Here is a 23222-nt window from a genome sequence, read left to right on the forward strand (position 1 = left end):
ACCCCTTTGTCTGTGTCGTCAGGCATTTCTGAGCAGGCAGGTTCGTCCGGGTACTCAGCTAATGCTCGGAGGACGCGGTGCGGCGCTGGACCAGGACCGCGGCGACGATGATCGCGCCCTTCGCTATCTGCTGCGTGGCGCTCTGCAGGTTGTTGAGGATGAAGATGTTGGTGATCGTGGTGAAGATGAGGACACCGAGCACCGAGCCGACGATGGTTCCCCGGCCGCCGCTCAGCAGCGTTCCGCCGATGATGGCGGCGGCGATGGCGTCGAGTTCGTAGAGATTGCCGTTGGTGTTCTGACCGGAGCCCGACAGGACGATCAGCATGAAGGCGGCGATGCCGCAGCACAGGCCGGACAGCAGATAGAGGTAGAGCCGCTGCCTGCGTACGTCGATGCCCGCGAGCCTGGTCGCCTCGGGGTTGCCGCCGACCGCGACCGTGCGACGGCCGAACGTCGTGCGGTTGAGCAGCAGCCAGCCGATGGCCGCGACCACCACGAAGATGATGGCGAGGGGCGGGATGCCCAGGATGTACGCGTCCCGGCCGCCGAGGTCGAGCACGGACGCGCAGCAGTCCGGGTCGACGGACTGCGTCCTGCCCTCGGTGATCTGCAGGGCGAGGCCGCGTCCGGCTGCCAGCATCGCGAGCGTCGCGATGAACGGCACCATGCCGCCGTACGCGATCAGCACCCCGTTGACCAGCCCACAGGCCAGGCCGACGACCACCGCGGTGAACAGGATGCCGGCGAAACCGTACTGCTGGGTGGCGACGGTCGTGGCCCACACAGAGGCAAGTGCCACGATCGCGCCGACCGACAGGTCGATGCCGCCACTGGTGATGACGAACGTCATGCCCACGGTGACCACGCCGATGGTGGACGCCTGGATGAGGACCAGCTGGAGGTTGCTGGTGGCCAGGAACTCGTCCGGCTTGGTGATGCCGCCGATCAGAATGAGTACGGCGAGGACACCGATCAGCGACAGGGTCCGGATGTCGGCGCGCAGCCCAAGTTTCAGTTTCGGCGGCCGTACTCCCTCTCGCTGTCTGCCGGGGGGACGCGCAGCCGTGGGCTCCGGCCCACTGTGCTGCGCCGGGGTTGAGGACTGCGTCATGGCGTCGGGCTCCCTTCCATCACAAGGTCGAGTACCCGGTGCTCGTCCAGCTCCCGGGCCGGCGCCGTGTGTACGACGCGCCCCTCCCTGAGTACGAGCACCCGGTCGGCGAGGCCCAGGACTTCCGGGACTTCGCTGGATACCAGCAGCACGGCGAGGCCTTCGTCGGCCAGCCGGCGGATCACGGCGTACAGCTCGGCGCGCGCTCCGACGTCGACACCGCGGGTCGGCTCGTCGAGCAGCAGGACGCGGCAGCCGCGCAGCAACCACCGTGCCAGTACGGCCTTTTGCTGGTTGCCCCCGGAGAGGGTGCGGACGCGCGCTTCGGGGTTGTCGGGGCGCAGCGAGAGTTCGCGGGTCGCGGCCTGGGCGGCGGCGCGCTCCTTCCCGCGGTCCAGCCAGCCGCCGCGCGAGAAGCGCGACAGGGTCGACACCGACACGTTGCGGGTGACGGATTCGAGCATCAGCAGGGCCTGGGCCTTGCGCTCCTCGGGGGCGAGTCCGACCCCGGCGCGGACGGCGGCACGGACGCTGCCGGTGCGCAGCCGGGTGCCGTCGACGGTGACCTGGCCGGTGGTCGCCTTGCGTGCGCCGTAGACGGTCTCCAGGATCTCGGAGCGCCCCGACCCCACCAGTCCGGCGAGGCCGACGATCTCCCCGGCACGGATCTCCAGGTCGAGCGCCGCGAACTCGCCGTCCCTGGAGAGACCTTCGACGCGCAGCACCGGTTTGGTCAACTGCACGGTCTTGGAAGGTCGTTGGGGAAAGACGTGCTCGACGTCGCGTCCGGTCATCAGCGCCACGATCTCGCGGGTCGGGGTGTCCTCGGCCGGTAGTCCGACCGCGACGGTCCGGCCGTCCTTGATGACGGTCACCCGGTCACCGATGCGGCGGATCTCCTCCAGCCGGTGCGAGATGTAGACGACGGCGACCCCGCCGGCGGTGAGTGTCGCCACGATGCGGAAGAGGTTGTCGACCTCGTCGGGGTCGAGGGCGGCCGACGGCTCGTCCATCACTATCAGCCGTACGTCGTGGGAGAGTGCCCGCGCCATCGACACGATCTGCTGCTGGGCGGCGGAGAGCGAACCGACCAGGCCGGCCGCGTCGATCTCCGGGTGGCCGAGGCGCTTGAGCAGGGCGGTGGCCGAGGCTTTGGCGGTCCGGCCCTTCACGACGAAGCCGGCGACGGTGGGCTCGTGTCCGAGGAAGATGTTCTCGGCGACCGACAGCCCCTCCACCAGGTCGAGTTCCTGGTAGATGGTGGCGATGCCCAGACGCATGGCGGCGATCGGCGACTTGAGCGTCACCACCTTGCCCTGCCAGGTGATTTCGCCGTCGTCGGGCTGGTGGACCCCTGCGAGCACCTTGATGAGGGAGGACTTGCCGGCGCCGTTCTGGCCGAGCAGGCAGTGGACTTCGCCCGCCCTGACCTCCAGGTCGACGCCGTCGAGTGCGCGCACTCCCGGGAACGACTTGGTGATGGCGGACATCGCGAGAAGAAGGGACGGTGGTGAGGGTGGAGCTGCTTGCGTCGGTGCCATGACGGTTCCCCTCGGCGGGTGCGGCCGGGCGGTGCCGGCTTCACGCCGTCGCTTGTCGGCGACGGGCAGCTGAGGCCGGGCTGTGGGCGGGCAGGGCAAAGCAGGGTGCGGTGGTGCGGGGCGGTGCGCGCCTTGCGGCGTTACGTCGTCGGCCTGTTGGGGTCAGGCCGGTGAGAACAGGTGGTCGCTGATGAGCCGGGCCGCGCCGATCGCTCCGGCAGCGGCACCCAACTCGCCCAGGACGATAGGCAGATTGCCGGTCGCGAGCGGAAGCGACCGGCGGTAGACCTGGGTTCGGACGCTGGCGAGAAGCGTGTGGCCGAGGCCCGTCACTCCCCCGCCGATCACCACGAGCCCGGGGTTGAAGAAGCTGACGAGTCCGGCGATGACCTGGCCGACGCGGTTGCCGCCTTCCCGGATGAGGTCGAGGGAGGTGGCGTCGCCGGCCGCCGCGGCGGCGGCGACGTCGGCGGCCGTGAGGCGGCCGGACGCGTCGAGCCGGGCGGCCAGTTCGACGGAGTGGCCCGCGCGGGCCGCTTCCTCGGCATCGCGGGCGAGCGCGGCTCCGCTGAAGTGGGCCTCCAGGCAGCCCCGGTTGCCGCAGGCGCAGGCCCGGCCGTCCGGTTCGACCTGAATGTGGCCGATGTCGCCGGCGCTGCCCGTCGTACCGCGGTAGACCTCGCCGCCGACGACGATGCCGCAGCCGATGCCGGTGCCGATCTTGATGCAGAGGAAGTCGGCCACGGAGCGGGCGACGCCCGCGTGCTGCTCCCCCATGGCCATCAGGTTCACATCGTTGTCGACCATGACGGGGCAGCCCAGGTCCTGGCTGAGTGCCTCGCGTACGGGGAAGCCGTCCCAGCCCGGCATGATCGGGGGTGCGACCGGCACGCCCTCGGGGAAGCGGACCGGGCCCGGCACGCCGATGCCTGCCCCGTCGAAGCCTTCCGCGAGGCCGGACGCCTTGAGCTTGGCCGCCATCGCGAGCACCTGCTCGAATACGGCGACCGGTCCCTCACGTACGTCCATGGGATGGTTGAGGTGGCCGAGCACTTCCAACTCGGCGTTGGTGACGGCGACATCGATCGAGGTGGCCCCAATGTCGACGCCCAGGAAGCGCAGGGCGGGCGCGAGTCTGATGTTGTGCGACCGGCGTCCGCCGCGGGAGGCGGCGAGACCGTCGGCCACCACCAGCCCGGTCTCCAGCAGCCGGTCGACCTCGACGGCCAGCTTCGAGCGCGAGAGCTCGACCTGATCGCCGAGCTGCGCACGGGAGTTGGGGCCGCCGTCACGCAGGAGGCGGAGCAGCCGCGCCTGATGCGCGTTCGCGGGTCGAGCGGTCATGCGCCTCACGTGCCCCTCCCTGCCTCATCGGATGTTCTCCGTGGTGCTTTGGAGGGGAACGTAGCAGCGGCTGCCGGGAGTGGGAAGAAGTTGAGCAGGAATCCGCCCCACCTTTCTCCACACTCAGGACAAAGCTGCGTCTTGGAGGGTCTCAGACGGTCGTTTTCACGCCTCGCGCTCGTGGTAAGTGGTGCGGGTGTGCTCGGTGTGGGCCCGCATGACCTCGGTGGCGCGCTGTTCGTCGCGGGCGGAGATCGCGGCGATCAGCTCGCGGTGCTCGATCCAGGACTGCTTGCCGCGCTGGCGGGCCACGGGCGTGTAGTACCAGCGGACCCGTCGGTCCACCCGGCCGGCCAGTTCGGCGAGGACCAGATTGCCCGCCAACTCCATGATTTTGGCGTGGAACTGGGCGTTGACGGCTACGGTCAGGTCCACGTCGTCGGCCATGACGGCCTGCTCGCCCCGGGCGCACAGCTCTTCGAGGGCCGCGATCTGGGCGGACCCGGCGTTGGCGGCGGCCAACCGTGCGGCTTCGGCCTCAAGGAGTGTGCGTACGGAGAGGAGCTGATCGGCCTCTTCTTCCGTGGGCTCGTGCACGAACGCGCCCTGCGCGGGCCGCAGATCGACCCATCCCTCGGTATTGAGCCGCTGCAGCGCCTCGCGCACGGGCTGGCGGGACACCCCGAGGTGTCCGGCGAGCTCGCTCTCCACCAAGTGCTGGCCCGGACGCAGCGAACGGGTCGTGATGAGTTCGAGCAGGGCTTCGTAGACCCGCTCGCGCAGCGGCCCCGGCCTCTCCAGCTTGGGTACGGCTCCCTGCGGCAGTCCTGCGGACAACATCGCGGTCCCCCTCCTGTCGCCGGAGAAGCCAACCTGAGTTGGCTATCGTCTACAGTCTACCGAGCGCAATCGACGCCATGCGGAGATCCTCGTCACGCTCGCGCGGCGATGGGGTGGGGCTGTTCAGTTGTCGCTCGGGGGCGCTCCTTACGGGCAGCTGATGACCTGGCCCGCGTACGACAGGTTCCCGCCGAAGCCGAACAGCAGGACCGGGGCGCCGGACACGATCTCGCCGCGCTCCACCAGCTTGGACAAGGCGATCGGGATGCTCGCGGCGGAGGTGTTGCCGGACTCGACGACATCGCGGGCGATGACCGCGTTGATCGCGCCGATCTTCTGCGCGACGGGCTCGATGATCCGCAGATTCGCCTGGTGCAGGACCACCGCGGCCAGCTCCTCGGGCGTGATGCCGGCCCGCTCGCACACCTTGCGTGCGATGGGCGGCAGCTGGGTGGTGGCCCAGCGGTAGACAGACTGGCCCTCCTGGGCGAAGCGCGGGGGCGTGCCCTCGATCCGTACCGCGTGACCCAGTTCCGGCACCGAACCCCACAGCACCGGGCCGATCCCCGGCTCCTCGTCCTCGGCGCAGGCCTCGACGACCGCCGCGCCCGCGCCGTCGCCGACCAGGACACAGGTGGTGCGGTCGGTCCAGTCGGCGATCTCGGCCATCTTGTCCGCGCCGATCACCAGGGCTCTGGTGGCCGATCCGGCCCGTACCGCGTGGTCGGCCGTGGCGAGGGCGTGGGTGAAGCCCGAGCAGACGACATTAAGGTCCATCGTGGCCGGCGAGGTCATCCCGAGTCGGGCGGCGACGCGCGCCGCCATGTTCGGCGACCGGTTGATCGCGGTGGACGTGGCGACCAGAACGAGGTCGATGTCGGCCGGCGTCAGCCCTGCCGAGGCGAGCGCCTTGGCGGCGGCGTGCGCGGCCAGCTCGTCCACGGGTTCCTCGGGCCCCGCCACATGGCGGGTCTTGATCCCGACCCGGCTGGTGATCCACGCGTCGCTGGTGTCGACCAGCTCCGCGAGGTCCTCGTTGGTGAGCACCTTGGCAGGCTGGTAGTGCCCGAGCGCGACGACACGTGAGCCGGTCATGACGGATCCACCCCTCTTTGCGAACAGTCGGAGCAACCCACTCTTCTTTGTGACCCACGGGTACGAGGGTGCGTGAATCAACAGGATTCGCCGTCCACTCTTTGGAGCTTCTTGCTGACCGCATCCCTTGCCACATCCCTTGACCACTCGGAAGGGATACTGTAGACAATATTCTGTCGACACCATTTGCTCCTCCGCCACCGGAACCAAGCTCTTCTGCGTCTCGGGTCAGGTCGACCGGCCCGGGATCTACGAGCTGCCGTTCGGGGCGAACCTCCGTGACCTGCTCGAACTGGCGGGCCCGCCGCGCGATCTGCGGGCCGTGCCGCTCGGCGGCGCCGGCGGCTTCGTACGCCCCGACGAGCTGGACATCCGGCTCACCTTCGAGGGCACGCGCGCCGCGGGCGCCACCCTCGGCTCGGGCGCGGTCCTGGTCCTGGTCCTGGACGACACCGACGACCTGCCCCGAGTGCCGCTGCGCATCCTCACCGAGTCGGCGTGTGTGTACTGCGGCAACTGCATCGAGGTGTGTCCCACGGGCGCGCTGAGCTTCAAGTCGGAGTTCGACATGCGCGCGGCGGGGACCTGGGACGAACCGGCCCAGACCGAGACGACGACCGGGTGCGCGCACTGCGGCGTCGGCTGCGACCTCACTTTGCACGTGCGGGACAATGAGATCGTCAAGGTCACCTCGCCGCACGACAACCCGGCGACCCACGGCATTCTGTGCATCAAGGGCCGATTCGGCTACCAGCACGTACAACAGCGCTGATCGTGCAGTGCTGCTTGCGAAGAAATCGCGAATAGGCCGATCGCCGATCGTGAAGAAGTGGGACGGATCACCATGGGACGGGTCACCGAGCGCCGCCGCGTCATCCGCGTCAGGGACGGGGTCGTCAGTACCCGCCCGGACACTCTGGTCGCCGAGGAGCCACTGGAGATCCGGCTGAACGGCAAGGCGCTGGCCATCACCATGCGCACGCCGGGTGACGACTTCGCGCTCGCCACCGGCTTCCTCGTCAGCGAGGGCGTGATCGGCGACGCGTCGGACGTGCGGAGTGTCGTCTACTGCGCGGGCGCCACGGCCGACGGGGTGAACACGTACAACATCGTCGATGTGCGGCTGGCGGACGGCGTCGAGGTCCCGGACATCACGCTGGAGCGCAACGTCTACACGACGTCGTCGTGCGGGCTGTGCGGCAAGGCCAGCCTGGACGCCGTGCGCACCACCACCCGCTTCCCGATCTCCGACACTCCCCCGGTCCGGGTCACACCCGAGCTGCTCGCCGGCCTCCCCGACCGGTTGCGGGCGGCGCAGCGGGTGTTCGACAGGACCGGGGGTCTGCACGCGGCGGCGCTCTTCTCGGAGGCGGGTGAGCTGATCGACATCCGGGAGGACGTGGGCCGGCACAACGCGGTCGACAAGCTCGTCGGCCGCGCCCACCGCGACGGGCGCCTGCCGTTGTCACGGGCGGTGCTTCTCGTCTCGGGACGGGCGTCCTTCGAGCTCGCCCAGAAGGCGGTGATGGCGGGCATTCCGGTGCTCGCGGCGGTTTCCGCGCCGTCGTCGCTCGCCGTCGACCTGGCCGTGGAGACCGGTCTGACGCTGGTCGGTTTCCTGCGCGGGCCGAACATGAACGTGTACGCGGGTGATGCGCGCATCGCCCTGCGCTCCGGGGTCTGACGCGCCCCGCCGCACGCACGGGAGGAGGGCCCGGCCGGTGGGGAGCGCCCCCTGCGTCGGCCGGGTCACTTCCGGATGGCAGGTCCGATCCTGCGTCCGTCTGGGAGCGGGTGCGGATCGGTCCGCCGGGGAGTGGGTGCGGGGCCCCTGTGTACGCCGGGTGCGGGTCGGTGGCGCCTGCGGCGGGCTGTTCCCCTCCCCGCACACGCTCCCCACTCGTTTCAGCGCCGCCGGCCCCCGCGCGTCGGAGACGGAGCGGGCTTCGGGGCCGGGACCAGTTGGAGCGCCAGCGTTGCCGGAGGGGCGGCCAGGCCGGGGCCGCCGGCCGCGACCCAGGCCAGGATGTCGTCCGTGCAGTCGTCGTCCAGCGCCCAGCCGACCCACGCAGCCCGCCCACCCCGGCGCCGCCCCTCCGTGGAGGGCTGGACCACCACCACGTTCGCCTGCCCGCACGGCCCGAGGCACTCGCTCGTGCGCACCAGCAGCCGCCCCTCGGACGCCGCGGCGGCCTCCCGCAGCCGGCGGAGCTGGCCGTCGTGGTCGGTACCGGGATGCTTGCCGGCGTCCCCGCAGCAGCAGCCCCTGCACACCGTGAGGGCGCAGGGACGGGGGCCGAAGGCACGTATCGCTGAGGTCACTTGGTGATCTTGCCAGCCAGGGGCCACGCCCAGACGGACGATCCGGACCACCGGGGCGAGGAATTCATCACGTTTGGTAGGGGTGGTGCAGGTGGCGCGGGCAAAACAGACCGATCCACGCCCACCTTTCCCGGCCGCCCCGACCGACGCATCCGCCCCGCGCCTACCGACTCGCGCCGACGCGTCCGGCGGCGGCCTCCACGGACACATCCGCCCCGTCCCCCGGCAGCACATCGCGCGAGCGCCTCTTGGCGATCACCGCGCACACCATCAACTGCATCTGGTGGAAGAGCATCAGCGGCAGCACCGCCAGGCTTGCCTCCGCGCCGAAGAGCACGCTCGCCATCGGCAGCCCCGCCGACAGCGACTTCTTCGACCCGGCGAACTGGATCGTGATCCTGTCCTCCCGCCCGAAGCCGAGCCGCTTCGCCCCGAACCAGGTCAGCGAAAGCATCAGCGCGAGGAGCACCGCCTCCACGCCGAGCAACGCCCCGAGTCGGCCCGCGCTCACCTGGTGCCAGACGCCGGCCGTGACGCCCTGGCTGAAGGCGGTGTAGACGACGAGCAGGATCGACCCGCGGTCGACGTATCCGATGGCCTTCTTGTGGCGGGCCAGGAAACCCCCGATCCAGCGGCGCAGCAGCTGCCCCGCGACGAAGGGCACCAGCAGCTGGACGACGATCTTCAGCAGCGAGCCCCCGGAGAAGCCCGCCGCGCCGCCGCCGAGCAGCGGTGCCGCGAGCAGTGGGGTGAGGAAGATCCCGATGATGCTGGAGAAGGATCCCGCGCAGATCGCGGCCGGCACATTGCCCCGCGCGACGGACGTGAAGGCGATCGAGGACTGGACCGTCGACGGCACCAGGCACAGGAAGAGAAGTCCGCTGTAGAGCGGAGGGGTGAGAACGCCGGGGACGAGGCCCCGGGCCGCGAGCCCGAACAGCGGGAAGAGCACGAACGTACAGGCCAGGATGGTCAGATGGAGCCGCCAGTGGCGAAGCCCGTCCGTCACCTCGCGGGTGGAGAGCCGCGCCCCGTAGAGGAAGGCGCGGGCGGGCCTGCCGGACCTGGGCGGCGTGGACTTCGTACTGCTGCACGGTCGGCGCCCGGCGGCCCAGGAGGCGGCGGACGCGCTGGCCACTGCGATCCTGGCGGGTGGCGACCAACTGCACCGCCCGGCCGCGAGCGAGACGTGACCCTCGCGCGTCGCTGACCGGCGACGCATCCTCCGACCGGTTACGCGTGCCACCACCGCCCCCTCCCGGATCGGTGCCGGGCCCGCCCGACCCCGCGTGAGCGGCGCGTACAGATTCCGTGGAGGTTTCCGCGCGCCATACTTACTCCGAAGTCAGGAGTGTGCCCGAGCCTTCCCCCTTGTGGCCGCTTTTCACCCTGCCGCCCCGCGCTGACCTGTGCCGATGCAGCGTTGGCCGGATTCCGCAACCCCCTGCCGCCGCCGGTCCCCTTGGGGTACCGTCACCGGCGCTGTGCGGAGCGCCACAAGGAGCAGGTCATTGCGCGAGTTCACTGTCCCACCCATGGCAGCGGCGCCTCAGGTCGGCGGACTTGCGGATGCCGTCTTCGATCACGCCGAGGAGGATCCGCACCACGTCATGCTCGGACGCAAGGGCGACGACGGGCGCTGGCACGACGTGACCGCGGTCGCGTTCCGCGACGAGGTGCTGGCGCTCGCCAAGGGGCTGATCGCGCACGGCGTGCGGTTCGGCGACCGGGTCGCGATCATGTCGCGCACCCGCTACGAGTGGACGCTCTTCGACTTCGCGCTCTGGACGGTCGGCGCCCAGCCCGTGCCGGTCTATCCGACCGCCTCCGCCGAGCAGGTCTTCTGGACGCTGTACGACGCCGACGTGTCGGCGTGCATGGTCGAGCACGAGGACCACGCGATGACCATCGGCTCGGTGATCGACCGGCTGCCGCTGCTCAAGAGGCTGTGGCAGCTGGACGCGGGCGCCGAGGCGGAGCTGCTGCTGGCGGGCGCGCACATCGGCGACGACGTGGTGCACCGCCACCGGCGGGCCGTGACACCGGATTCGGTGGCCACCGTGATCTACACGTCGGGCACCACGGGCCGCCCCAAGGGCTGTGTGATCACGCATGCGAACTTCATGTTCGAGACGGACACCGCGATCGCCCGCTGGGAGCCGGTCTTCAACTCCGGGGCGAGCGAAGAGGCGTCCACCCTGCTCTTCCTGCCGCTCGCGCACGTCTTCGGCCGGATGATCGAGGTGGCAGCGATCAGGGGACGGGTCAAGCTGGGCCATCAGCCCGCGCTGTCCGCAGACGTGCTGCTGCCCGATCTCGCCGCGTTCCGGCCGACGTTCCTTCTCGCCGTGCCGTACATCTTCGAGAAGGTCTACCAAGTGGCGCGGCGCAAGGCCGAGCGTGCGGGCAAGGAGGCGGCGTTCGACAAAGCCGTCGAGGTGGCGGTGCGGTACGCGGATGCTCAGGAGCACCGCGCGTTCGGCACAGGACCCGGGCCATCCGCCTCGCTGCGCCTGCAGCACCAGTTCTTCGACAAGGCGGTGTACGGGAAGGTCCGGGACGCCATGGGCGGTCGGGTGCGGCACGCCATGTCCGGGGGGTCCGCGATGGAGCGCCGCCTCGGGCTGTTCTTCGCGGGCGCGGGCGTGACGGTCTACGAGGGCTACGGCCTGACGGAGACGACCGCCGCCGCCACCGCCAACCCGCCCGAGCGCACCCGTTACGGCACGGTCGGGCTGCCGCTGCCCGGCACGACCGTGCACATAGCCGACGACGGGGAGATCTGGCTGCACGGCGGGCAGGTGTTCTCGGGGTATCTCGGCGACCCGAAGTCCACCGACGCGGTGCTGCACGACGGCTGGCTGGCCACCGGCGACATCGGCATGCTGGACGAGGAGGGCTATCTGACGATCACCGGGCGGAAGAAGGAGATCCTGGTGACCTCGGGCGGCAAGAGTGTGTCGCCGGTCGGCTTGGAGGAGCGAGTGCGGGCGCATCCGCTGGTGGCCCAGTGCATCGTCGTCGGCAACGACCGGCCGTACATCGCGGCGCTCGTCACGCTGGACCTGGAGGCCGTCGACCACTGGCTCCATATGCAGAACAGATCGCCGCTCCCCCCCGCCGATCTGGTGCGGGACGCCGATCTGGAGATGGAAGTCCGGCGTGCGGTGGTGGCCGCCAATACGGCGGTCTCGCAGCCCGAGTCGATTCGCACCTTCCGGATCCTGGCCCATCAGTTCAGCGAGGAGCGCGGGCTGCTGACGCCCTCGCTCAAGCTCAAGCGCAAGGCGATCGAGGCGGCGTACACCGCGGAGGTCAACGCCCTCTACCGCTGACGGGCGCCGCTCGAAATATTTCTGACGGGTCATCAATTGGCAGTGCGTCAGTTATTGACTGTTCGTCAGGTCAGCCACAGAATGCGGGGCATCCCAAGGGAGGGGCCCCCTGCGTCGCGACCGGTCCGCACGTGGCCCCCGGGCCGGGAACCACCGGGCGGGGGATGGGACTGATGTGCGCCGTGGGTCCACAAGTTCACATGAGTGTCTGCGGTTCAGCGACATGCTCCAGATTCGCGGCATGACGGGACGCGGTCAATAGCCCGGACCAATCACATCGAAGCTGTATTGAGCCAATCATTCCGCTCTTCCGGGGAATGTGTCGGGCCGTGTGATCGTTGAGCAGGGGAGTACCAACCGACGACGTAAGGATCGACTCCTCGTGAGCAACGTCCCCACAATCACCCTGAACAACGGCGTCGAGATGCCGCAGCTCGGCTTCGGTGTCTGGCAGGTGCCGGACGATGAGGCCGCGAAGACCGTGGGCACAGCGATCGAGTCCGGGTACCGGAGCATCGACACAGCCGCGATCTACGGCAACGAGACGGGGACCGGCCGGGCCATCGCCGACTCGGGAGTCCCCCGCGACGAGCTCTTCGTCACCACGAAGCTGTGGAACGAGAACCAGGGTTACGGCTCGACCCTGCGCGCCTTCGACGAATCGCTGAGCAAGCTCGGCCTGGACCATGTCGACCTGTATCTGATCCACTGGCCGGCGCCGTCCCAGGACAAGTATGTGGACACGTACAAGGCCTTCGAGGAGATCCACGCGGACGGCCGTGCCAAGGCCATCGGTGTCTCCAACTTCCATCCGGAGCACCTGGAGCGCCTGCTCGGCGAGACTTCGATCGTCCCCGCGGTCAACCAGATCGAGCTGCACCCGCAGCTCCAGCAGGAGGCGCCCCGCGCCTTCCACGCCAAGTACTCCATCGCCACCGAGGCATGGTCGCCGCTCGGCTCGGGCAAGGGCCTGCTGGAGGTCCCGACGGTCGTCGCCGTCGCCCGCAAGCACGGCAAGAGCCCGGCCCAGGTGGTTTTGCGCTGGCACCTGCAGATCGGCAACGTGGTGATTCCGAAGTCCGTGACGCCGTCGCGGATCAAGGAGAACATCGACGTCTTCGACTTCGAGCTCGACAACGACGACCTGGCGGCATTCGCCGCTCTCGACGAGGGCAAGCGCCTGGGCGCCGACCCGGCGACCGGCTGACCCCGGTCATCACCGTCGCGCCGCCGCTCGGCCCAGCCGTGCGGCTGCCCAGCCGTGCGGCGACGCGGTCGCGCGGTCGTTTTTACCTGCCACCCTCACCGGTTTGTGCCCCACCGACGCCCGCTCTCCCTTTGACTTTCCCCGGCCCGTTCCACCGAACGGAGCAGCGCCCGAGCCTCTCGGGACACGCCCCGATGGGCCGCCACAGCAGTGACCGGGACATGCCCGGGAAAGGCTCAGCCGCAGCCTCCGGGAGGGGGAAGCACCCGGCTCGTCACGCGTAGAGGCCCAGGTAGTGGATCCGCACCCGCAGGCCTCCGGTAGCGTCGCACTATGAGCCATCCCCATCCCGAGCTAAAAGCCGCCCCACCCCTGCCCGCCGGAGGGCTCAGGATCGTCGCCCTCGGCGGTCTGGGTGAGATCGGCCGCAACATGACGGTTTTCGAGCACTCAGGCAAGCTGCTGATCGTCGACTGCGGCGTGCTGTTCCCCGAAGAGACCCAACCCGGCGTGGATGTGATCCTGCCGGACTTCACCTCGATCCGGGACCGGCTCGACGACGTCCTGGCCGTCGTGCTGACCCATGGCCACGAGGACCACATCGGCGCCGTGCCGTATCTGCTGCGCGAGCGGGCCGACATTCCCATCGTCGGCTCGAAGCTGACGCTGGCGTTCCTGGAGGCCAAGCTCAAGGAGCACGGCATCCGCCCGCGCAGCGTGCGGGTGCGCGAAGGCGACCGGCGGAGCTACGGCCCCTTCGACTGCGAATTCGTGGCGGTCAACCACTCCATCCCGGACAGCCTCGCGGTGGCGATCCGTACCAGTGCCGGGATGGTGCTGCACACCGGTGACTTCAAGATGGACCAGTTCCCCCTTGACGAGCGCATCACCGACCTGCGCGCCTTCGCCCGACTCGGCGAGGAGGGCGTCGACATGTTCCTCACCGACTCCACCAACGCCGAGGTCCCGGGTTTCACCACCTCCGAGCGCGAGCTGAATCCGGCGATCGAGCAGGTCCTGCGCACCGCGCCCCGGCGCGTCATCGTGTCCAGCTTCGCCAGCCATGTGCACCGCATCCAGCAGGTACTTGACGCCTCGCACCAGCACGGCCGCAAGGTCGCCTTCGTGGGCAGATCGATGGTCCGCAACATGGGCATCGCCCGCGACCTCGGCTACCTGAAGGTTCCGTCCGGGCTGGTCGTCAGCCTCAAGGAACTGGAGAAGCTCCCGGACCACAAGATCACTCTGGTGTGCACGGGATCGCAGGGCGAGCCGATGGCCGCGCTCTCGCGCATGGCCAACCGCGACCATGTGATCCGGATCGGCAAGGGCGACACCGTCCTGCTCGCCAGCTCCCTCATCCCGGGCAATGAGAACGCCATCTACCGGGTGATCAACGGCCTGACCAGGTGGGGCGCGAACGTCGTCCACAAGGGCAACGCCAAGGTGCACGTCTCGGGGCACGCCAGCGCCGGCGAGCTCGTGTACTGCTACAACATCGTCAAGCCCAAGCACGTGATGCCCGTGCACGGCGAATGGCGCCACCTGCGGGCCAACGCCGATCTGGCCATCCGGACCGGCGTCGAGCCCGACCGGGTGATCATCGCCGAGGACGGTGTGGTCGTCGACCTCGTCAACGGGCGGGCCTCGATCACCGGCAAGGTGCCCGCGGGCAACGTGTATGTGGACGGCATGACGGTCGGCGGCGCCACCGAGGCGTCCTTGAAGGACCGTCTCACCCTCGCGGAAGAGGGTGTCATCACGGTCGTGGCGATCGTCGACGCCGACACGGGCGCCCTCGCCGAGGCCCCCGACTTCCTGGCCCGCGGTTTCGTACACGACGACACCACCTTCGAGCCGGTCATCCCCGTGATCGAGAAGACGCTGGCGACGGCGGCCAAGGAGGGTGTGGGCGACGCCCGTCAGCTGGAGCAGCTCATCAGCCGCGCCGTGGGCTCCTGGGCCTTCAGGACACACCGCCGCAAGCCCCTCATCATCCCGGTCATCATCGACGCCTGAGCCGCCGTACAGGTGGCTACGGAGTCGTACGAACACGGGTGGCCGACGGCACAGAAGCCGACGGTGGAGAAGAGGAGCGGATGAGCGCGCGTTTCGAGGAGATCGACTATTCCCCGACGGCCATGGGAGACATCAGCCTGCGGCGTCGACGGGATCCTGTGTCGGGCCAGGACGTGTACGAGGTCAAGCTCGGTGACGAGTTCCTCATGTCCAGCCTCTTCACCACGGGAGAGATCGAGCTCGCGCGACTCGGCCTGGCGAAGCTGCCGGGCGACGGGCTGGACATCGTCGTGGGCGGGCTCGGCCTCGGCTACACCGCTCAGGCGGTTCTCGACGACTCACGGGTGCGCTCGCTGATCGTGGTCGACGCGCTGGGCGAAGTGATCGGGTGGCACCGGCGAGGGCTGGTGCCCCTGGGCACCCAGCTGTCCTCGGATGCCCGCTGCCGGCTGGTCCAGGGCGATTTCTTCGCGATGGCCGGTGACTCCCAGGGCTGGGATCCCGAGGTGGCCGACCGCCGCTTCCACGGCATCTTCCTGGACGTCGACCACGCACCGGACCACGTCCTGCACCCCAGCCACGCGGCGCTTTATCTGCCCGCGGGGCTGCGCCGTCTCGCGGACCGGCTCCACCCCGACGGTGTCTTCGCCCTGTGGTCGAACGACCCGCCGGACGAGCGGTTCCTCGCCGTGCTCGCGGAGGTCTTCACGGACTCCGGGGCGCACGTCGTGGACTTCGACAATCCGCTGCAGGGCGGCACGGCGACCAACACCGTGTACGTAGCGAGGAAGTGAGCGGGACCCACGCGTCCCGCGGACGGGCTCAACGATGACGATGGCGCCACCCGGCTCGGGCCGGGTGGCGCCGTCGCATCACGTTGTCATATCTACGCCGGTCCGGGCTGCGTCCGACGCGCGCCGGACGCGAATCGCTGCGCAGCCACCGCCCTACGCCGGGCACGCGGCCCCAGCCCTGGCCGCCCGGGCCACACCTTCCAGGTCATGGCGCCGGCCCGGCGGGCCTGGCAGCAGGCCCCGTCCGGAGCGGGCGAGCCGTTCGGGTTCCGGCAGACCGACGGCAAGGGCAGCTGGACGGTGCGCTTCGAAGGTGCGGACGTCCGGGTCGCCGAAGGCAACAGCGCCGCCGAGCCCTGCGACGTCGAGCTGGCCGGTACGGCGTCGGACCTGATGCTGCTCCTCTGGCAGCGCGTCCCGGCGGACCGCGTCGAGGTGAAGGGCGACCACGACATGCTCGACCGCTACTTCACCCTGGTGCCTTCCGTGTGACCGAGGGCGAAGGCCACCGGCCGTGCCTGCGCGCTACAGGGAGCGGGAAGCTCCGCCGTCGATGCGGATGCTCTCGCCGTTGATGTACATCGCGTCGCCCGAGACCAGGAACGTGGCGAGCTTGCCGATCTCCTCGACGGTCGCGTAGCGGCCCGCGGGGATCCTGGCCAGGAAGTCGGGGTCCTCCGGCCAGCTGTTCACATAGCCGGGCAGCAGACTGTTCATGCGGATGCCTCGGGCCGCGTACTGGTCGGCGTACAGCTTGGTGAAGCTGCTGAGGGCCGCGCGCAGGCTGGAGTTGACCGGGATGATGCCCATCGGTTCGAAGGCCGTGTACGACGACAGGTTCACGAAGGCGCCGCCGCCCGCCGCCTCCATGTGGGGCGTCACCAGGCGGGCCATCCTGACCACGCTCAGCAGGAGCATGTCCAGGCCGTCGTGCCAGTTCTGGTCGGTGACCGCGAGGAGTTCGCCGTTCCTGGCATGGCCGGCGCCGTTAACGACGGCGTCGATCCGGCCGTACCGCTCCAGCGTCCCGTCCACGAGGCGGGCCAGATCGGCCGGCTCGGTGAGCGAACCGACCGTGGCGGCGCCGCCGAGCTCATCGGCCAGGTCGGTGATGGACGGGTCGATGTCCAGCAGGGACACGGTGTGGCCCGCGCGGGCCAGTTCCGAGGCGATGCCACGGCCGATGCCCGAGCCTGCGGCGGTGACGATGGTCGTGGGCATGAAGAGGATCCTCCCGGGATTCACAGTACGGCGGTACGTCTATACGGTATTCATCGTACAATCGAATTCAGGGGCGGGCAAATCCGTCAGTACGATCTCCGTCGTACAATCGGCCGCATGGCTTCGTACCACCCCGCACGCGACCAGCTGCTGATCGAGGACGTCCTCGCCGCCCTGGGCAATCCGGTGCGCCTCGGCATCGTCCGGGAGCTCGCGGCCTCCGACCAGGAGCGCACCTGCGGCAGCCTCCCGCTCGAAGTCACCAAGGCCACCGCGACCCACCACTGGCGGGTCCTGCGCGAGTCCGGCATCACCCGTGAGCACAAGGTGGGCCGCTACAAGGCCGTCGAGCTGCGGCGCGACGACCTCGACGCCTGCTTCCCCGGACTGCTGACCGCGGTCCTCAACAGCCCAACAGCCTGAAGGAGCAAGGAACATGAACGGGGACGCCCAGAGACCGCAGGCCGTACGGGAGGGCCCGTACCGGCTGCGCAATGTAGGCAGCGGGCTACTCCTGGAGGTGTACGGCGGGGCCAAGGGCAGTGGCGCCAACGTCCAGCAGGGCAAGGAGAGCGGCGCCCCGGCGCAGCAGTGGCTGATCAGCGCCGTGCACAGCGGCGGCGGCCTCTACCACCTGGTGAACGCCGCGAGCGACAAGCGGCTCGACGTGGCCGGGGCGTCGACGGAGAACGGCGCCAACGTCCAGCAGTGGAAGGCCAATAACTTCGGCGCCCAGGAGTGGGTGATCGAGCAGCATCTGGACGCCCCGGGGACGGTCACCCTGATCAGCTGGGTGAGCGGGCTGCTCCTTGAGGTCGCCCACGGCAGCACGGACGATGGCGCGAATGTGCGGCAGTGGGAGGACACCGACTCCCCCGGCCAGTGGTGGCAGTTGGAGCCGCTGCCCGGAGATTCTCTCTAGAAGGCCGATGAAGATCTTGCTCCGGCCGCCCGGATCACCCCGGATTGCCAGTAAATGCCAATCCCGTCGAACTGGTGTAACACGGGCGTGATTTCAAGATCTTCAGGACACCCCCCTAGTCAGTCGCGGCGAGCGACATGCACCGTGCGCGCGGTCAGCAGGAACACGTCGGGGCGCTGTCGCAGCCCCGCCGGGTCCGCCGGGTCGAGGAGCCGGTCGAGTGTGGTGATGTCGTCGGCCGCCAGCCGGTCGGCGAGCTTGTCCCGCTGCCGGGCGAAAGTGTCGACGACCTGCTCGCGCGCCTCGCCGGTGAGTGGGGCCGCGAGGTCGAGCAGGAAGGAACGGGTGCCGGCCGGCGTCAGTCCGGCGGCGGCCAGCAGCGCGCTCCAGTCCTCGGCTTCCTGCTTCACGCCGGGCAGTTCGGCCCGCATCCCGGCGAACCAGTCCCCCGTCACGGCCTCGATGCGCGCCTCAAGCCCCGGCCTCCCGATCCCGATGTCACGCGGCAGACGGCGCGGCGGCAGCCCGCCCTCGACCAGGGCGACCAGACCGCCGGGGCGCAGCAGCCGGGCGAAGTCGGTGAGCGCCTCGCGCTGGTCCCCCACGTGGTGCAGGGTGTTGGCGGCCCAGATGATGTCGGCATCACCCAACGCGCCGAGCCCGTCCGCGAGTTCCGCTTCATGGGTACATACCCGATCCCCCAGACCGGCCCGTTCGGCCCGTGCCCGGGTGCGCTCCAGGAGGGCCGGGGTGCCGTCCACGGCGACGATCTCGGCCTCCGGAAAGGCCTCGGCGAGCAGGCAGGTGATGACCCCGGGGCCGCTGCCGAGGTCGAGGACGCGGCGCACCCCGCGGGGCTCCTGGAAGCGCTCGGCGATCCAGGCCGCGGCTTGCTCGTACACCGGGCGGTGCACCTCGGCCTCTCGCTCCAGGTGGGCGCCCATCGCGCCCCAGTCCATGGTGGCGTGGTCGTGACCGTGGTGGTGGGCGTTGTCGTGACCGGGCTCGTGACCGTGGTGAGGGCTCATGTCTCCAGCGTCCCGGCACCGCGCCGATTCGGCGAACTTATTTGCCGCTCCCGCAAAAAGTGCCGGGATGCTCAGGGGAGGGAGCGGTGTTCCTGCGGGCTGATCCCCCGGACCCGCTTGAAGGCGGCGCTCAGCGCGAAGGAACCGCTGTAGCCGACCTGACGCGCCACCGCACCCACCGTGGCGTCCGGCTCCCGCAACAGATCCGCGGCGAGCGCGAGCCGCCACCCCGTGAGGTAGGCCATCGGGGGCTCCCCCACCAGCTCGGTGAATCGCCGGGCAAGACCGGCCCGTGAGACCCCGGCCTTCGCCGCGAGCGAGGCCACCGTCCAGGAGTGGGCGGGGTCGTCCTGCATCAGGCGCAGTGCCTGCCCGACGACGGGGTCGGCCATCGCCAGGTACCAGGCCGGCGCCTCGGCCTGCGGCCGGGAGAACCACGATCGCAGGGTGGCGATCAGCAACAGGTCGAGCAGCCGGTCCAGCATCACGCTCTGCCCCGGCTCGTCCCTGCTGATCTCCTCGTCGAGCACCGGCATCAGCGGGCAGTTCCACTCGTCGGCGGCCAGAAAGACGAGGGGCGGCAGTGCGCTGAGCAGCCGCCCGCTGACCTCTCCGGCCATCTGGTAGGTGCCGATCAGGACGGACGCGGCCCCGTCCGGGCTGTCGCCCCAGGTCCGTACGCCGAGGTGCATCGCCTCGGCCAGCGGCTCCCCCTGGAGCGTGCCGCACGTCCCGCCGGGCCCGATCCGGGCCCGCGGCGGGCTCGCCGGATCATCGGCCCAGGTGTACGCGTCGGGGCCGCGCGCGATCGCGACATCGCCGGGGCGCAGCAGCACCGGGTCGCCGCCGTCGGGCAGCACCCAGGCGTCACCGCGTGTCATGCACATCAGGGTGAGCGGTGCCCGGTCCTCGACCCGTACCGCCCAGGGCGGGTTCATCACGGCCCGCATGAGGAAGGCTCCCCGGGCGCGCGGCCCGTCGAGGAGTCCGGCGAGAGCGTCCATGGCCTCAGCGTAGACGTACACGCATGGAGTTGAGTCTCTGGAGCATGGCCCGTCCAGGCGTGGGCGCCGAAGCTTGAGGCATGACAGAAAACGTGAAGCAGCAGACGGTGTTGGTGACGAGCGGCACGGGCAAGACGGGCCGCCGGGTCGTCGAGCGTCTCGCCTCCCTGGGCGTGACGGTCAGATCGGGATCGCGCAGGGGAGAGGTGAAGTTCGACTGGGAGGACGAGTCGACGTGGGGTCCGGCGCTGCGGGGTGCGGACGCCGCGTATGTGGCGTACTACCCGGACCTGGCCGCCCCCGGCGCACCGGAAGCGGTGCGGGCGCTCGGGCGGATCGCGGTGGAGAACGGGGTGCGGCGGCTGGTGCTGCTGTCGGGGCGCGGCGAGCCCGAGGCGGTTGGCGCAGAGAACGCGCTGCGCGAGTGCGGCGCCGAACTGACCGTCGTACGCGGCAGCTTCTTCGCGCAGAACTTCAGCGAGGGCCCGATGGCCGAAGGGGTGCTCGCCGGTGAAGTCGCGTTCCCCGGGGGCGACACGGCGGAGCCGTGGGTGCACGTCGACGACCTGGCCGATGTGGTGGTGGCGGCGCTGACGGAGGAGGGGCATGCGGGGCTGGTGCACGAGCTGACCGGGCCGCGGCTGCTGACCTTTGCCGAGGTGGTGGCGGAGATCGCGGAGGCGACGGGGCGCGAGGTGCGGTACGTGCCGGTGACAGGGCCGCAGTACGCGCAGACGCTCCAGCAGTACGGGATGCCGGCGCCGGAGGCCGACTGGCTGGCCGCACTGTTCGGCACGCTGCTCGACGGGCACAACGCGGCGACGACGGACGGGGTGAAGCGGGTGCTGGGCCGGGAGCCGAAGGACTTCACCGAGTTCGCACGGGAGGCGGCGGCCGCGGGCGACTGGACGGACCACGCGGGGTAGGGGGCGCGGGGAGAGAATGGCGCGCGGGGGGCGGGCCGCTGCGGCGCCCCGCCCGCCCGGGTCCCGGCCCCCGGTACCTGGCAGACGGCCACCCGGACCCGCTTCGTAGGATCGACCCGTGACAACGGGGACAGAGACCGGCTGGGCGCCGCCGACAGAGACCGAACGACTGCTGTACGAGGCGAAGGCGCGGGGGGGACGGGGAGGCGGAGCTCGACCCGCTCTCCCGCAGTCGGCTGTACGTACTCCTCCCCCGTCTGGACGCCGACACCCCCGACTTCGTCGCCCCGCCGCGTTCGCAGCGCGACCCCGCCTCGGGCCGGACGCGCTTCCCCGTCCTGACGCCAGGGCTGCGGCCGCCGGACGGCAGGGTCCTCACCACGGTCGCGTACGACTACGGGCGCGCCGTGAACCTGGCCCGCTGGGGGCTGTCGGCCCGGTTCTGCGCTCCTCCCGAGGCGGAGCAGGCGATCGTGCACGCGGGTGCGCTGAGCAGGGCGGCATACGACTCGTGGGCGGAGTTCTCCGCGGCGTACGCACTCGGGCGGGTCCTGCGCTTCGACGAGGAGGAGTACGGGTGCTTCTACGAGCAGAGCGTCGCCGCCCATCGTCTCCTCGCGGAGAACGAGGACAGTCCGTGGCTGAACGTCCCGTGGCGCTGAATCCGGGCGCCCGTCGCCCGCGTGCGCGGGAGGGGGCGGGCGCCCGGCCGGTCAGCTCGCCCCGTGCCCGGGTGCGATCTCCTCGATGCGGCGGGCCAGTTCGAGGTCCAGCGCGGTGACCACGCTCCCCGCGCTGTGCGTGTTCACGGTCAGGGCGACGGTGTTGTAGCCGAGGGTCAGTTCGGAGTGGTGGTTCAGCTCCTCTTGGATCCCGGCGACATGGACGACCAGTGCGGTCGCCGCGAAGTGTGTGCCGAGCCGGTAGGTGCGGGCGATCCTGTCGTCGCCCAGCGACCAGCCGGGCAGCTCGCGGAGCCGATCCTCGATCTCCTTCCGCGACAGCGGCTCATCGGTCATGGCGGACTCCCTCCGTGATGGTGTTGCGGTGCCGGTCAGCCTCCCACTTTCCGGCCCGGGAGTACGCCGACGCGCTGCCACGGAAGCGCGGCGCCGCCCGTGTCCGCGTACCTTTCCCCCATGACTCTTACCTCGGCCGATCGAGGCGTGGGGCCCCTGCTGCGGGGGTGGCGTGATCAACGGCGGATCAGCCAGCTCGAGTTGGCTCTGCGCGCCGACTCGTCGGCCCGGCACATCAGCTTCGTCGAGACGGGCAGGTCCCGGCCGAGCGAGGAGCTGCTGCTGAGGCTCGCCGAGCACCTTGATGTCCCGGTGCGTGAGCGCAACGCCCTGCTCCTGGCGGCCGGTTACGCCCCGCGGTTCAGCCAGACCCCGCTCGACGACCCGGCCATGGGCGCCGTGCGCCAGGGCATCGAGCAGCTCCTCCAGGGCTACGAGCCGTATCCGGCGCTCGTCGTCGACGCCTCGTACACCGTGGTGGCCGCGAATCGCGGCATCATGATGCTCCTGGAGGGCGTGCCCGAGCGGCTTCTCGCGCCGCCGCTGAACGCGATGCGGCTGACCCTGCACCCGGAGGGCCTGGCCCCGCGCATCCGCAATCTGCGGGAGTGGCGTGGGCACCTGCTGGCCCAGATGGAGCGCCAGATCGCCCTGGTCAGGTCGGACGCGCTGCGTGCGGTGTACGACGAGGTCGCCGCCTATCCCCTGCCGGAGCGCGCCGACGGCGCCGGGGCCGACGGCCCCGCCCCGGACGATCCGCCGTACCCCTACTTCGCGCTGCCGCTCCAGGTCGAGCACGACGGGCAGGTGCTGTCCTTCATCTCGTCCGTCTCGACCTTCAACACGCCGTTGGACGTGACGGTCGCGGAGCTGGCCATCGAGACGTTCCTCCCGGCCGACCCGGCGACGGTCAAGTACCTCCGGTCGACGGCTCCTTAGCGCTCAGCCCCGGGCGCGCAACGCCAGGTACTGGATTCCGGCGAAGCCCGCCACGACCGCGGCCTGCGCCGGGATCCAGGTCATGCCCACGGCGGTCGGCGAGAACCAGAGGACGAGCGAGGCAAGACTGGCGACGGCCCACGCCAGATTGACCTCGACGACGGTCTTCACCGCGAAGGCCGGCGGCTGCGGACGCGAGGCGAGGTAACCGACGTACGCCCCGAACAGCACCAGGAGGACGCCGAGCCCGAGCAGCAGGGTGGACCCGACCCCGAGGAGCTTCCCGACGGGACCGGAGGCGGCGACGTACACCAGCCCGTTGCCCGTGGTGACCACGGCGTCGAGGGCGAGGAATCGACGCAGCGTCGTCTGCGGCTCGGTGGTCCTCGACAGGGCGGTGAGCAGGGTTGCGGACATGACGAATCAGCCTCCATCGAGGTTGTACGGGGCGGCGGGCCCGGGTCCCGGACGGAGTGCGCCGTCCGGGACCCGGTGATGACCACGATGCCGCTCCGCGCGGGGAGCGTCGATTACCTCCCGGGTAGTGGAGCG

General features: G+C 70.3%; 22 protein-coding genes and 3 pseudogenes. 13 read left to right on the forward strand and 12 right to left on the reverse strand.

Going from position 1 to position 23222, the window contains the following annotated elements; genetic code table 11:
• Positions 1-58 precede the first annotated feature (58 nt).
• The 5 genes from QMK30_RS14200 to QMK30_RS14220 form a co-directional block, all read right to left on the reverse strand.
• Positions 59-1114, reverse strand: coding sequence for an ABC transporter permease (locus QMK30_RS14200; RefSeq protein WP_283518143.1), 1056 nt, complete (start codon positions 1112-1114; stop codon positions 59-61).
• Positions 1111-2604, reverse strand: coding sequence for a sugar ABC transporter ATP-binding protein (locus tag QMK30_RS14205; RefSeq protein ID WP_283518144.1), 1494 nt, complete (start codon positions 2602-2604; stop codon positions 1111-1113). The genes QMK30_RS14200 and QMK30_RS14205 overlap by 4 nt, the downstream gene beginning before the upstream one ends.
• Before the next feature lie 213 nt (positions 2605-2817).
• Positions 2818-3999, reverse strand: coding sequence for an ROK family transcriptional regulator (locus QMK30_RS14210; protein WP_283518146.1), 1182 nt, complete (start codon positions 3997-3999; stop codon positions 2818-2820).
• A 165-nt stretch (positions 4000-4164) separates the two neighbouring features.
• Positions 4165-4839, reverse strand: coding sequence for a GntR family transcriptional regulator (locus QMK30_RS14215; protein WP_283518148.1), 675 nt, complete (start codon positions 4837-4839; stop codon positions 4165-4167).
• A 147-nt stretch (positions 4840-4986) separates the two neighbouring features.
• On the reverse strand, positions 4987-5934 hold the full coding sequence (locus QMK30_RS14220) for a beta-ketoacyl-ACP synthase III (RefSeq protein WP_283518150.1): 948 nt from the start codon (positions 5932-5934) through the stop codon (positions 4987-4989).
• A gap of 139 nt (positions 5935-6073) precedes the next feature.
• Between QMK30_RS14220 and QMK30_RS38785 the strand changes: the two are divergent.
• The 3 genes and pseudogenes from QMK30_RS38785 to fdhD form a co-directional block, all read left to right on the forward strand.
• A pseudogene (locus QMK30_RS38785) lies at positions 6074-6196 on the forward strand (hypothetical protein); the annotation flags it as partial.
• Positions 6197-6418: 222 nt separating this feature from the next.
• Positions 6419-6706 (forward strand): annotated as a pseudogene (locus QMK30_RS14230) (4Fe-4S binding protein); the annotation flags it as partial.
• Positions 6707-6778: 72 nt separating this feature from the next.
• Positions 6779-7618 (forward strand): formate dehydrogenase accessory sulfurtransferase FdhD, encoded by an 840-nt coding sequence (fdhD, locus tag QMK30_RS14235; RefSeq protein WP_283518284.1) that lies wholly within the window; start codon positions 6779-6781, stop codon positions 7616-7618.
• A gap of 221 nt (positions 7619-7839) precedes the next feature.
• Here fdhD and QMK30_RS14240 read toward each other — a convergent pair whose 3' ends face one another.
• On the reverse strand, positions 7840-8256 hold the full coding sequence (locus QMK30_RS14240; protein ID WP_283518151.1) for a (2Fe-2S) ferredoxin domain-containing protein: 417 nt from the start codon (positions 8254-8256) through the stop codon (positions 7840-7842).
• 163 nt (positions 8257-8419) lie between these two features.
• Positions 8420-9394, reverse strand: coding sequence for a bile acid:sodium symporter family protein (locus QMK30_RS14245; protein ID WP_283518153.1), 975 nt, complete (start codon positions 9392-9394; stop codon positions 8420-8422).
• A 397-nt stretch (positions 9395-9791) separates the two neighbouring features.
• On the opposite strand from QMK30_RS14245, the gene QMK30_RS14250 reads away from it, so the two are divergent.
• From QMK30_RS14250 to QMK30_RS14270, 5 genes are all read left to right on the forward strand, one after another.
• A complete protein-coding gene (locus QMK30_RS14250) occupies positions 9792-11591 on the forward strand; it encodes an AMP-dependent synthetase/ligase (protein WP_283518154.1) in 1800 nt (599 codons plus the stop codon).
• Positions 11592-11973: 382 nt separating this feature from the next.
• Entirely contained in the window at positions 11974-12798 is an 825-nt protein-coding gene (locus QMK30_RS14255; protein ID WP_283518156.1) for an aldo/keto reductase, read from the forward strand.
• A 333-nt stretch (positions 12799-13131) separates the two neighbouring features.
• On the forward strand, positions 13132-14817 hold the full coding sequence (locus tag QMK30_RS14260) for a ribonuclease J (RefSeq protein ID WP_283518158.1): 1686 nt from the start codon (positions 13132-13134) through the stop codon (positions 14815-14817).
• 80 nt (positions 14818-14897) lie between these two features.
• Complete coding sequence (locus tag QMK30_RS14265) at positions 14898-15611, forward strand: polyamine aminopropyltransferase (RefSeq protein WP_283518160.1); 714 nt, start codon at positions 14898-14900, stop codon at positions 15609-15611.
• A 207-nt stretch (positions 15612-15818) separates the two neighbouring features.
• Positions 15819-16103 (forward strand): SCP2 sterol-binding domain-containing protein, encoded by a 285-nt coding sequence (locus QMK30_RS14270; RefSeq protein WP_283518161.1) that lies wholly within the window; start codon positions 15819-15821, stop codon positions 16101-16103.
• Positions 16104-16136: 33 nt separating this feature from the next.
• Here QMK30_RS14270 and QMK30_RS14275 read toward each other — a convergent pair whose 3' ends face one another.
• Positions 16137-16832: an SDR family oxidoreductase gene (locus QMK30_RS14275; RefSeq protein ID WP_283518163.1), complete on the reverse strand. Its 696-nt coding sequence runs from the start codon at positions 16830-16832 to the stop codon at positions 16137-16139.
• Between the two features lie 117 nt (positions 16833-16949).
• Between QMK30_RS14275 and QMK30_RS14280 the strand changes: the two genes are divergently transcribed.
• Entirely contained in the window at positions 16950-17255 is a 306-nt protein-coding gene (locus tag QMK30_RS14280) for an ArsR/SmtB family transcription factor (RefSeq protein ID WP_283518165.1), read from the forward strand.
• 13 nt (positions 17256-17268) lie between these two features.
• Positions 17269-17754, forward strand: coding sequence for an RICIN domain-containing protein (locus QMK30_RS14285; protein ID WP_283518167.1), 486 nt, complete (start codon positions 17269-17271; stop codon positions 17752-17754).
• Positions 17755-17873: 119 nt separating this feature from the next.
• Here the strand turns inward: QMK30_RS14285 and QMK30_RS14290 are convergent, their stop codons facing one another.
• Together QMK30_RS14290 and QMK30_RS14295 are read right to left on the reverse strand one after the other, a co-directional pair.
• Positions 17874-18782 (reverse strand): class I SAM-dependent methyltransferase, encoded by a 909-nt coding sequence (locus QMK30_RS14290; protein ID WP_283518169.1) that lies wholly within the window; start codon positions 18780-18782, stop codon positions 17874-17876.
• A gap of 71 nt (positions 18783-18853) precedes the next feature.
• Positions 18854-19786: an AraC family transcriptional regulator gene (locus QMK30_RS14295; RefSeq protein ID WP_283518171.1), complete on the reverse strand. Its 933-nt coding sequence runs from the start codon at positions 19784-19786 to the stop codon at positions 18854-18856.
• A gap of 80 nt (positions 19787-19866) precedes the next feature.
• Here QMK30_RS14295 and QMK30_RS14300 point away from each other — a divergent pair, with 80 nt between their 5' ends.
• Complete coding sequence (locus tag QMK30_RS14300; RefSeq protein WP_283518173.1) at positions 19867-20712, forward strand: NmrA family NAD(P)-binding protein; 846 nt, start codon at positions 19867-19869, stop codon at positions 20710-20712.
• Between the two features lie 347 nt (positions 20713-21059).
• Positions 21060-21374 (forward strand): annotated as a pseudogene (locus QMK30_RS14305) (DUF1266 domain-containing protein); the annotation flags it as partial.
• 51 nt (positions 21375-21425) lie between these two features.
• On the opposite strand, the gene QMK30_RS14310 reads toward QMK30_RS14305, so the two are convergent.
• On the reverse strand, positions 21426-21731 hold the full coding sequence (locus tag QMK30_RS14310) for a 4a-hydroxytetrahydrobiopterin dehydratase (RefSeq protein ID WP_283518175.1): 306 nt from the start codon (positions 21729-21731) through the stop codon (positions 21426-21428).
• Positions 21732-21851: 120 nt separating this feature from the next.
• Between QMK30_RS14310 and QMK30_RS14315 the strand changes: the two genes are divergently transcribed.
• On the forward strand, positions 21852-22670 hold the full coding sequence (locus QMK30_RS14315) for a helix-turn-helix domain-containing protein (protein ID WP_283518177.1): 819 nt from the start codon (positions 21852-21854) through the stop codon (positions 22668-22670).
• A 3-nt stretch (positions 22671-22673) separates the two neighbouring features.
• Here QMK30_RS14315 and QMK30_RS14320 read toward each other — a convergent pair whose 3' ends face one another.
• Positions 22674-23087 (reverse strand): hypothetical protein, encoded by a 414-nt coding sequence (locus tag QMK30_RS14320; protein ID WP_283518179.1) that lies wholly within the window; start codon positions 23085-23087, stop codon positions 22674-22676.
• Positions 23088-23222: the final 135 nt, after the last annotated feature.

Origin of the sequence: Streptomyces sp. H27-C3 (genome assembly GCF_030063415.1) — a bacterium.
Lineage (GTDB): Bacteria > Actinomycetota > Actinomycetes > Streptomycetales > Streptomycetaceae > Streptomyces.